The 12,175-nt window shown below is 39.1% G+C and carries 8 protein-coding genes; all 8 read left to right on the forward strand.

Going from position 1 to position 12,175, the window contains the following annotated elements; translation table 11 throughout:
• Positions 1–12: 12 nt before the first annotated feature.
• The 8 genes from brxC (at position 13) to DCC39_RS12095 (ending at position 12,128) form a co-directional block, all read left to right on the forward strand.
• Positions 13–3,558, forward strand: coding sequence for a BREX system P-loop protein BrxC (gene brxC, locus DCC39_RS12060; RefSeq protein WP_116555157.1), 3,546 nt, complete (start codon positions 13–15; stop codon positions 3,556–3,558).
• A gap of 41 nt (positions 3,559–3,599) precedes the next feature.
• Positions 3,600–7,109 (forward strand): BREX-1 system adenine-specific DNA-methyltransferase PglX, encoded by a 3,510-nt coding sequence (pglX, locus tag DCC39_RS12065; protein ID WP_116555158.1) that lies wholly within the window; start codon positions 3,600–3,602, stop codon positions 7,107–7,109.
• 109 nt (positions 7,110–7,218) lie between these two features.
• A complete protein-coding gene (locus DCC39_RS12070; RefSeq protein WP_116555159.1) occupies positions 7,219–7,401 on the forward strand; it encodes an antitoxin VbhA family protein in 183 nt (60 codons plus the stop codon).
• The gene (locus tag DCC39_RS12075) at positions 7,394–7,978 is read left to right on the forward strand and encodes a Fic/DOC family protein (RefSeq protein WP_116555160.1); all 585 of its coding nucleotides are present in this window, start codon (positions 7,394–7,396) and stop codon (positions 7,976–7,978) included. Before DCC39_RS12070 ends, DCC39_RS12075 begins: the two co-directional genes overlap by 8 nt.
• Positions 7,979–8,031: 53 nt before the next feature.
• Positions 8,032–10,575: a BREX-1 system phosphatase PglZ type A gene (pglZ, locus tag DCC39_RS12080; RefSeq protein ID WP_116555161.1), complete on the forward strand. Its 2,544-nt coding sequence runs from the start codon at positions 8,032–8,034 to the stop codon at positions 10,573–10,575.
• Positions 10,576–10,730: 155 nt separating this feature from the next.
• On the forward strand, positions 10,731–10,964 hold the full coding sequence (locus DCC39_RS12085; protein ID WP_116555162.1) for a hypothetical protein: 234 nt from the start codon (positions 10,731–10,733) through the stop codon (positions 10,962–10,964).
• On the forward strand, positions 10,951–11,520 hold the full coding sequence (locus tag DCC39_RS12090) for a DUF6036 family nucleotidyltransferase (protein WP_116555163.1): 570 nt from the start codon (positions 10,951–10,953) through the stop codon (positions 11,518–11,520). Before DCC39_RS12085 ends, DCC39_RS12090 begins: the two co-directional genes overlap by 14 nt.
• Positions 11,521–11,534: 14 nt before the next feature.
• Positions 11,535–12,128, forward strand: a complete 594-nt coding sequence (locus tag DCC39_RS12095; protein ID WP_240613631.1) for a Uma2 family endonuclease — start codon at positions 11,535–11,537, stop codon at positions 12,126–12,128.
• Positions 12,129–12,175 lie beyond the last annotated feature (47 nt).

Raw genomic sequence — 12,175 nt, forward strand, 5'->3', positions numbered from 1 at the left:
GAGGGTTCGGACATGCAAATTAGAAAAATGTTCAGAAAGCGAATTGATCGGGATATCCCGGGTGTTGTAAAGATAGGGAATGAAGGGGAAGATATTCATCAGGAACTTGATGAGTATGTCGTAACAAATGAGATCGAGCGACACATGAAATCATTCTTTTCCGCTTATAAAAAAGGAATCACTGGTTCTACGGATGCCATCGGCGTCTGGATCTCAGGATTCTTCGGCTCTGGTAAATCGCATTTCCTTAAAATTCTCTCTTATTTAGCAAAAAACGACATCATTCAAGGAAAACGAGCGATCGATTATTTTGAAGATAAAATCCAAGATCATACGATTTTGGAAGATATGAAACGAGCGGGAGAAGTTTCAAAAGATATTATTTTGTTCGACATTGATGCAAAAAGCGAATCAGACGCGAAACATGATAAAAATGCCATCGTCAAAGTGATGAACAAAGCGTTCAATGAAATGCAAGGGTTTTGCGGAGCAATTCCTTGGATTGCGGATATGGAACGATTAATGGTTGAGAACGGGGAATATGAAGCGTTCAAAGAAATATTCAAGGATATTTCCGGCAAAGAATGGGTCGATTCTCGCGAAGATTTTTATTACGAAGAAGATGCGATCATTGAAGCACTCGTCAAAACGACGAGAATGAGCGAGGAAGCGGCACGTAACTGGTTTGAACGGGCGGAACAAGACTATACCCTCAGCATTGAACGGTTTGCCGATCGTGTGCGTGGCTACATCGAATCAAAAGGCGACAACCACCATGTACTCTTTTTCATTGATGAAATCGGCCAGTATATTGGTGAAGATTCCCGTTTGATGTTGAATTTGCAAACGATCGTGCACGAACTCGGCTTGAAATGTAAAGGAAAAGCATGGGTCATTGTAACGAGCCAGGAAGACTATGATTCTTATATGTCAGTAAAGGGAAACGACTTTTCCAAAATTCAAGGCCGTTTTGATACGAAGTTAAGCTTATCAAGCGCTTTTGTCGATGAAGTCATTACAAAGCGACTTTTATTAAAAAATGAGCATGCGAAAGACGAACTGTCACTTCTATACGATAAAGAAATTTCCAGCTTGAACAACATGGTGTCCTTTCCCGACAACATGGCGGAAATGAAAAAATATAGTAGTAAGCAAGAATTTATTGACGTCTATCCATTCATCCCGTATCAATTTCATTTATTGCAGCGGGCGATTACCGAAATTGCCCACCATTCCAGTTCGACGAAACACCAATCACGAGGAGAACGTTCACTTTTAAGTGCGTTTCGCGAAGCGGCTATCCAATATGCGGATGAAAAAACAGGCTCGCTTATTCCTTTTTCAGCTTTTTACGGGCCAATGATTGCGTTTCTTGATACGAGTATCAACATGGTCATCATTCGCGCGTCTCAAAATTCTCGCTTAACGGCTTATGACATTGAAATTTTGAAACTACTCTTTTTAATTAAATATTTAAAAGAAATGCCTGCAACAATTGAAAACATCGCAACACTTATGGTTAAGCATGTGAATGATGACAAGCTCGAGATGAAAAAGGAAATCGAATCCTCACTCGCTCGCTTGCTAAAAGAAACACTCATTCAAAAAAATGGCGAGGAATATGATTTCTTAACGAATGATGAACAAGACGTGAATCGAGAAATTCAGAACATGCCGATTGACTCGGCCGACGTCATTCAAAAAATCGGGGAAGAAATATTCGGCGGCATCTATACTGAACGAAAATACCGACATTCGCCTCACCATCACTTTGAGTTTAACGCACTTATTGATGACCGCCCGATCGGCTCGCAAGCTTATGATATCGGTCTTCGTATCGTGACGCCAGACTATGAAGCGGCACATGATATCCATTCATCTGAATTAAAGGCAATGTCGATGCGTGAAAACAATGTCATTGTCCACATGCCTCCCCAAACGACATACTTGGATGAAATGGTGGAAGTATTAAAAATCCAAGCTTATCTTCTTCGGAAAAGCGGAACAACGTTGTCTCAAACGATTGAAGACATCCGGACGAAAAAAGCAAGGGAAGTGGACGAGCGCAAAGAACGCGTCTCCACTTATTTAAAAGAAGCATTGCAGGCTGCGGACATCTATGTCAATGGCGGGCAGCTTGATGTAAAGGCGAAAAAGCCGTTAGAACGCATCAATGAAGGATTTAAAGCATTGATTCACAGCTTATACCATAAGCTCGATTACATTTCTGAACCGACAGATTTGAAGCAGCTTCAGGAATTAATCACTCAACCGTCCGACCAGCTATCATTTGAAGGCAGTGAAAACCAGCTTGCGTTGAATGAATTAAACAGCTACATTGACCGATTAAGCAAGCGAAATCAGCCCCCGACGGTAAAAGGGATTACGGCCCATTTTAAAAAGCAGCCATACGGATGGAATGAACTTGATACGACTGCACTCATCGTTAAATTGTTAAAAATGCAAGAAATTAAGCTGCTTATGAACAGTGCTTACATTCAGCCAACTGATAAAGATTTATTTCAGTATGTGACGAAACGTGATTACATCGATCGTGTCACCGTTCAGAAACGGGAACGAATTTCCCCAATCTTAATGAAAAACATTATTGATTTAAGCCGGGAAGTTTTTGGCATTACGGCCCTTCCGCATGATGAAGACAATCTTATGTCGAGATTTAAAGAATTAATAGATCGTGAACAAAAAAAGATCGAGACACTTCTTGAAAATTACAAACATCATTCCTACCCTGGGAAAGATGTGCTTGAAGAAGGGCAGCAGATCTTTGAACAGTTGCTCTCCATTCAAGATACAGCCACTTTTTACAAAAAAGCGCGTGATTACCGTCGCGATTTGAAAGACTATGCTTCGGAGTCCCAGCAAGTGAAAGACTTTTTCAAATCACAGCGGGACATTTACGATAAAGCCGTCAAGAAGTTAACGATTTTTGAAAGCAACCGGACGTATGTCCATGATGAACAATTGCTAGACACCGTCAGTCAGATGGAAAAGATTGTGAAACATGCGACCCCTTATTCGAACATTCAAGAATTGCCTGCATTGTACCAGACTTTCGATGATCGGTTTATCGACTTGCTTTCAGAAGAATGCGAACCGGTAAAAGAAAAAATCGAGGAAGATCAACAAACGGTCATGGACGAACTTAACCGGCATCCAGAAGTGAAAGAGATTTTTACCGCACATGTCCTTGATCAGTTCATGTCATTGAAAGATCGGCTTGATCGGGTCAATAACTTTTACGAAGCGCTTGCAATGGAAGTCGAAAGCGATCGGTTGAAAGTACGGCTTATCCAAGATATCCAACGGAAACTCATTGATTTGCATGAAAAAAAGAAAGCTGTTGTTCCGGACAAAGGTGTTACTGGACCATCTAAACCGCTAAAGCCTATGAAACGGACGAAAACTTTAAGTAAAGCTCAAATTATGCGTGGGACAACGAGGATTGAATCACGAGAAGATATCGATCATTTCCTTAATGAACTACGAGTAAAGCTTGAATCAGAACTAGATGAAGATACAGTGATAACGTTAGTTTAACAGGGGGAGCTTGCTCTCCCTTTTTTACAGGAGGAAAGAAAATGAACAAACAAGCGATACGTCAGTTTGCGGTGAATGCAAGACGCAAGCTCAAAGAAGATATCGAACAAAAAGCGTATCAGCTCGGTATAACGAAAGAAGAAATCAAGGAGCCGGAAATCTATCAAGACGGCTTTCGTATCAACGGGCAATTTTACAAAAAATACGAAATTAAGCAGCGGGAACAGCTCGTTAAGCAAATCGAAGAAAAAGGCTTTGAGCAAGTCATTGAAGAAGTGGCCTACACATGGTTCAACCGCTTCATTGCACTAAGGTTCATGGAAGTGAACGACTATTTGCCGACAGGAGTAAGGATTTTTTCCTCCATTATTGAAGGGAAAAAGGAACCGGATGCCGTAACAGAGGTCGATATGTTGGATGGCGAGCTTGACCTTAACTTGGACATCGTCTACAGGCTGCAAGACGCAAATGATACGCATGATTTGTTCAAATATATCCTTATTAAACAATGCAACAAACTAAGCGAAGTCATGCCTGTCGTATTTGAAACGATCGATGATTACACCGAAATCCTCTTGCCTGATCGCCTGCTTGACGATGGTTCTGTTGTGAGAGACATGGTGACAATGATTGACGAAACAGACTGGACAGAGGAAGTTGAGATTATCGGGTGGCTGTACCAATATTACATATCTGAGAAAAAAGATGAAGTATTCGCAGGCCTAAGAAAGAATAAAAAAATTACGAAAGAAAACATCCCAGCCGCCACCCAGCTATTCACGCCAAAGTGGATCGTCCAATATATGGTTGAGAATTCACTCGGAAGACTATGGCTGGAATCACATCCAAATGAAGACTTGCAGGCGAACTGGAAATATTATTTGGAAGAAGCTGAACAAGAACCGGAAGTGCAGGCAGAACTCGATAAGCTGAAAGATCCAAGTCTCAAACCGGAGGACATCACTGTGCTAGATCCCGCCATGGGATCGGGGCATATTCTCGTCTATGCGTTCGACGTTCTTCATGAAATCTATGAATCAGCCGGCTATGCAAAGCGCGACATTCCAAAGCTTATCTTAGAAAACAACTTGTACGGACTTGATATTGATGATCGTGCTGCCCAGCTTGCTTACTTTGCATTAATGATGAAAGCGTGTAGCTATAATAGAAGAATCCTAGATGAGCAGATTAACCTACCTATTTGCGCCATCCAGCAAAGCAATAACCTAACAAAAGAAATGGTTCAAAATGTCATTCAGATGAGCAATTATTCAGGGGATAAAGAAAAACTAACGGATTTAGCTGAATATCTTCTTGAAGTTTTCTATGACGCGAAAGAATATGGTTCGATTCTTGAAGTGGAAAAGAATGATTACGAACAACTCGAGAACTGGTTAGAACTTCTTAAAGAAGAGCATTTTAATGATCTATTTGTGGAGCAAGAGAAAAAAACGATATTAAGTGAACTTCCAGCACTTGTTCAGCAGGCAAAGATTATGAGCAGGAAATATAATGTGGTTGTGACGAATCCGCCGTATATGGGCAGCGGTGGTATGAATAAAAAGCTAAGTGATTATATAAGAAACCATTATCCAGTATCAAAATCAGATTTATTTGCCGTGTTTATGGAAGTTTGTCACTACTTTTTGAGAGAAACAGGTTTCTTCAGTTTAATCAACCAACAAGCATGGATGTTTTTGTCTACATATGAAAAATTAAGAGCCAGTCTTTTAGAAAAAAGTATAATTTATTCTATGCTTCACTTGGGTTCGAAAGCGTTTGAGGAAATGGGAGGAGAAGTTGTTAATACGACAACCTTTGTATTAAGAAAAAATATATTTAAGACTAAATATAAAGGTATTTATATTCGCTTAACCGAAGAGAGAACATCCCGTGGAAAAAGAGATATTGCCTATGAAGCTATTCACAGTCCTTCTAATAAAAATCGTTATGTGTCTAAACAATGTGATTTACTAAAAATTCCAGGATGTTCAATTATTTACTGGTTACTAAACAAGAATGTTTTTGAATCTGAAAAACTTGGAGATTTCTTTTTTTCAGGTGGAAGAAATAAGACGCATAATAACCAAAAGTTTGTAAGATATTTTTGGGAGGTTAATCATAGGTGTAATAAATGGGTTGGTTATCAAAATGGCGGAGAACATAAGAAATATTATGGTAATGATATTTATGTTGTTGATTGGTCAGATGAGGCCAGAGCATTTTATGCATCACACGGAGGATTGTTAAATAAGGAGTTTTGGGGGAAATCAGGGATTACCTGGAACTCTATTACTTCAGGAATTCCTGGTTTTAGGATAAAGGCAAAAAGCTCGCTATATAGCTCTGCTTCTCCAACAATTTTTAATAATAATTATGAAATCGATTTTTATACTTTGGGATTTTTGAACTCCAATGTTTCACACTATTTATTAAAAGCACTAAACCCTACATTAAATTCAACAGTTAACTATATCTTATCATTACCGTATATTTATAAAGATTTAAAGCATAATTTGATTGATATTGTGAAATCGAATGTTGATTTTGCAAAAACCGACTGGGATTCTTTCGAAACCTCCTGGGATTTCAAACGCCATCCACTCCTAAACGGTGAAAAAACGTTAGAAGCCTCATACCAAAAATGGGAACAAGAAGCCGAAGATCGCTTCCAAACATTAAAAGCAAACGAAGAAGAGCTGAACCGCATTTTCATTGACATTTACGGTTTGCAAGACGAACTTACACCAGAAGTGGAAGATAAAGATGTTACGGTTAGAAAAGCGGAATTGGAACGCGACATCAAGTCTTTTATCTCTTACGCTGTCGGCTGTATGTTTGGCCGTTATTCGCTTGATAAGGAAGGCTTAGTTTTCGCCGGCGGTGAGTTTGACCATTCAAATTACACAACGTTTCCAGCTGACAAAGATAATATTATTCCAATCACGGATGAAGATTATTTTGATGACGATATTCTTGGGCGATTTATTGAATTTGTCCGCGTAGCGTTTAGTGAAGAGACGTTGGAGCAAAATCTTGATTTTATTGCGGATGCCTTAACGAAGAGAGCGAACGAAACATCGAGACAGCGGATTCGCCGATACTTTTTGAATGAATTTTACAATGATCATGTTAAAATCTATCAGAAGCGTCCGATTTATTGGCAATTCGACAGCGGAAAGCAGAACGGGTTTAAAGCACTTATTTATATGCATCGCTACGAGCCTGGGCTTGCCGCAAGGGTACGAACGGATTACTTGCACATGCTGCAGAGGAAATATGAATCTGAAATGGCACGGATGGACATGACGATGGAATCAGATGTCCCGCAGTCTGAAAAAACAAAAGCGAAAAAGCGAAAAGAAAAATTGCAAAAGCAGTTGCTTGAATGCCGTGAATACGACCAAGTCATTGCGCATATCGCAAATCAAAAAATTGCCGTCGACCTTGATGATGGTGTAAAAGTAAATTACGCCAAATTTCAAAATGTTGAAGTGCCGCAAGGAGAAGGAAAAGCGCCACTGAAGGCGAGTGTATTAAAGAAGATATAATTAGACGGCTTCATTTTTGTTTGAAGCGTTGCTATTTATGGTATAATTTTAGTATAAGTTTCGTTGAATCACATTTATTTAATTTATGATGTTGGAAGGTGATTCATTGATGAATGCAAATAGAAAAAAAAAGCACCACGTAGAGGATTCCGTTCGCTATGCAGCGCATTCCTTAAAAACTGAAGGATTTACTGTTTCAGATAAAGATATTCAACTCATTAAGGATGTAGTAACGGGTAAACTGTCTGAAAAACAGTTTCGTGAAACAGTTAAAAAAATGATCAATGTCTAGATACCAAAGTAACTCTTCCTATTGTTATGAAGGTACTGACATATTAATTAACAAATTCAATATACGTAATCAAGCTAAGCTAGATGAACTCGAAAAGCTGTATACCATGCTTCGTCTTGCACAGTTGTCTGAAAGAGAACCTTTGAATGAATTTTCAAGTCATTCTTTCAAAGAAATCCATCGAATTATTTTTGGAGATATTTATTCTTTTGCTGGTGAATTTCGTACAGAAGGTATTTCGAAAGGCACATCTTTCTTTGCACATCCATCTTTCATCAATGAAGAAGCGGAACGTATCTTTAACGAATTGAATGAGGAGCATCTTTTGAAGGGTTTACCCGTTGAAAAATTTGCTCACCGGCTTTCTTATTTTTTGTCGGAATTGAACGCTCTTCACCCTTTTCGAGAAGGAAATGGAAGAACCATCAGGGAATTGGCAAGACAAATTGCTTTGAAATCCCATTATGAGCTGGATTGGAGTAAAGCTAGTAGTAAAGAAACAATAGAAGCTTTCATTCAGTCTTTTCATGGTAAACTATATGATTTATCTTCTTTAATTTTCCGGTGTATATGTTAAATAAAGTCTGCCAGTGTCTATAGGCAGGCTTTTCTTATGTGGGAGGTATTATTTTGAAAGCATCTGAAATCGAACGGCAGTTACAAACAATGTTCGAGAAAGAATTAACGAACAATCGCCGTCGCCATATTGTATTTTGGTATGACGAAATCGGCGAATTTTTACATGAAGTTGATGCGCTGCAACTTGAAAATGTCCGGATTTGGAAACTGACAGATCATAATATATTCGCAACGAAATATGAACTTGAGACGGCTGATCAAGATTCAAATTTCCTTATTTATGCCAATATGCCGAAGCCATCGCCGAGAGAAGATTGGCTATTTTCGAATTTAAAACTTGGCACAGAATTTGTCACTGATAAAGTGACAGTGACGATGCGGGAGCTTGGCATTGAAAATGACGCATTGCGGCCAGTGTTTCAAAAGTATGCAAAATTCTTTAATAGTAAAGCGCGAACAGAAGCGTTTCAGTCGTATCCAGCGGTGTATGATCAGGCGGAGACAATCGATGTTACGGTTCTTGCAGCACTTGTAAAAAGTCCGATGAATACACTTGATGACGTTGTTCGAACGTTATTAAAAGAAGAGGCAATAGGGAAAAACGAACTTTGGGCAAACATTGAAAAAAATGGAGATGTTGAAACGTTTTGGCAGCTTGTTGAACGGTTTTATGGTTTTACGTCAGAAGAGCAAAGTTTATCAGCTTTATTTACCTTTTTTATCTTTACATACCTGTCAGAACAAATGTCCACTGAACATTGGCCGGATACTTGGAAAAAACATGTGTCAATTCGACCGATGAATGCGATCGTTTTTATGAATCAATGGATGAACCACAGTTCGGATCGGGATATGTTTAACGTGCTATCTGATAAATTTGCAAAAGAGTACCATGTCAAAGAGTACATAAAAGAATGGGAGATTGAATCCATTTTGTCGGCAGATGCTTTTCGTCTGTTTGATGAAAAAATCATTCGTTTTCTACTAGAGCAGCTAGTGAATGATGTGAATCAGTTTCATACATATAAAGAGATATTACTGCAGCGGCGCCGATTGCATTGGTATTCGGAGTTTCAATTTGAATATGAAGCCATAGAACAGGCAAGGTGGCTGCTGCAATTTGCGCATGAGAAAGAGCATTTTATCCCTGAACAGTCTGTTTTTGACATGATGAAGGCGTATCGTGAAGATTATTATCGCGCTGATTTGTTTTACAGAAGGTTTTATGTAGCCTATGACAAAATGAATCAAAAAGACAGCTTATCCGCTCTTCGGGAAAAAGTAGAACATGTGTATACTAACTGGTTTATGCAGGAACTTTCGATTAAATGGACGAATCGTTTAGAAAGAGCTGAGTCTTTCAGATGGCCAATTGAAGGAATGACCCAGCAGGCACAATTTTACCAAACGTATGTTATTCCGTTTGTTAAATCGGGAGAGCGTGTATTCGTCATTATTTCTGATGCAATGAGATATGACATCGCGAAGGAATTAATGGATCGTTTGAATAATGAAAGGAGAGCGTCCGCACAGTTGGGAGCCATGCAAGGAGTACTTCCGTCGTATACTGAGCTTGGCATGGCAGCACTGCTTCCGCATCGGGTGATACAGTATGTTGGAACAGACGTCTATGTGAATGATGGACGGGCATCAAGTACGGCAAACCGGACAGCTATTTTGCAACGGTACGTGGAGGAGTCGTTCGCGATTACTTATCAAGAGATCATTTCAAAAAATCGATCAGACTTGCGTACTTTATTGGCTGGAAAGAAGCTTGTTTACATTTATCACAATGCGATTGATGCGAGAGGAGACAATGCATCGACGGAGATAGGCGTCTTTGAAGCGGCAGACGAGGCAATGGAAGATATTCAACAGCTTGTCAATCAATTGGTGAATAATGTAAGTGCTTCTAACATCATCATTACAGCGGATCACGGGTTCATCTATGAGCGCGATCGATTAGAAGAGCGTGACAAAATGCCGCAGAAAGATGATGATGCTTTGATCGTAAAACGGCGATTTATTTTATCGGAGAAAGATCCTGAAATTGGCGGAACTTTAACTTATCCGATGGAAGGCATTATTGACCAAGAGAAGCCTCTCTATGTGTCAGTGCCGAGAGGAACAGGGCGCTTTGCAATCCAAGGTGCTGGCGCAAACTACGTACACGGCGGTGCTATGCTGCAAGAAATTGTGATTCCGGTCATCACTTTTAAAAATGAGCGAAGCAAAACTTCTAAACATGACGTACGAAAAGTAGATGTCAAGCTGTCAAGCCCGATCCGAAAAATCACGAGCCAAGTTATGTTTTTGGAGTTTTTCCAAACGGAAAAAGTCGAAGAAAAGCGTCTTCCAATTTCATTAAAACTGTATTTTACAGATAAAGAAGGACAACGTATTTCAAATGAGAACATCATCATTGCTGACAGCAGCTCTTCAAAACCTGTTGAACGTACGTATAGGGAAAAGTTTGTGTTCAAAACAATGGCATACGATAAAAATGAAAATCATTATCTCATTTTAGAAGAGGAAGCAACTGCGACCATCATTGAAAAAATACCGTTTACAATCGATCTATCATTTTCAAGGTAAATATAAGTTTCAAATCCCGTTGCTTTAGTGTTGAGGGGTTATTATAATGAAATTAATACTAGAGTGAAATATACGTTATTGGAGGAACAGCATGATCAAATATCGATCGTGCTTTTTTGTTACATGCATCTCAGCTATAAGGGGTGGTTTGTGAGGTGAAGAAAATAGATTTTTCTGACTTGAATAATTGGATTGATAGGAAAAAAAATGAAACAGATCGTGCAATTTTAAAAAGTAAATCAAAAAAGCGCTCAATTCGAACGAGGCCACGTCATCCGGACGAAATAAAAATTTTAGATGAACTTTGCATAAAACGCTGGAAGAAAGCTGAACAAGAAGGAAAAATCAAATATTTAAGTAAGCGAGTGTGGTATTATGAACTCGATTAAGGAAGCAACGAAAAAAATAAACTCTCTTAAAGGCAAAAGTGCGTTTGAAAAAATGCTCGGTGTTGCCACGATTCTTACTGAATTGCTTGAAAAGCATGGTGTCAGACCGATTATAGTTGGGGGATTGGCTGTTGAAATCTATACAAGGAGTGATTATACAACGGTTGACATCGATGTCGTTGTCAGTAATGGTAAATTGGCAGATGATTTATTAAATCAATTAGGCTTTATACGAGAAGGCCGTCATTGGTATCATGAGGAGCTGTTAGTAAGCATAGAAATTCCAAGTGATATGTTAGAAGACGCAGATGAAGATAGGGTCATAGAACTTTGGTTAAATGATAAACAGAAAGTGTTTGTCATCGGAATCGAAGATATTATCCTTGATCGGCTGAGAGCCTGTGTCCACTGGAAATCTAGTTCAGACTGTGAGTGGGGGAGACGAATGCTTTTTCTTCATTCTGAAAGATTAGATTATGAATACATGAATAAGGTTTCGCAAAAGGATTTAACCGCTGGTAAATTAAACAATTGGTTGGAGGAAATGAAAAAATGAATGGAGGGTTATCGTTGAGTGATAAGGGCACTAATAAAGATAAAATACGAGAAAGCGGCCTTACATATGATGATTATGCTTCAATAGACGATGGGAACCGCTATGAACTTGCAGGTGGACAATTGGAGCTTATGAGCCCTGCGCCGACGCTTACCCATCAAATGGTTAGTTCCGAAATGTACGAAACAATTGTCCAGAATTGTAAGAAAGATTACATTATTTTATACGCCCCTGTTGATGTTATCTTATCTGAGACAGAAGTTCGCCAGCCAGATATTGTGCTCGTTCACCGAGAGCGTATGCAGATTCTGTCAAATCGGGGGATCGAAGGAGCACCAGATCTTATTATTGAAATCCTGTCACCATCTACTTTGAAGCGTGATAAGATTGATAAATTGAAAACGTATGCGGATTATCAAGTGCCCGAGTACTGGATTGTAGAACCTGAAACGGGTGTTCTGGAGCAATATATACAAATAGATGAGAGGCTCGAACTCGTTAATATTTTTCATGGGAACGAACCCGTTTCCTCTTCAAATATTACTTGTATAAGCTTTACAATGGCGGAAATTATGGAAAACATTCCTGATTTAAAGGACAGATCATGAAATTTCAATCAACTATTCGGCAGAAACCGAGGAAATTCTCTAAAAGA

Origin of the sequence: Pueribacillus theae (assembly GCF_003097615.1) — a bacterium.
Taxonomy (GTDB): Bacteria; Bacillota; Bacilli; order Bacillales; family UBA6769; genus Pueribacillus; species Pueribacillus theae.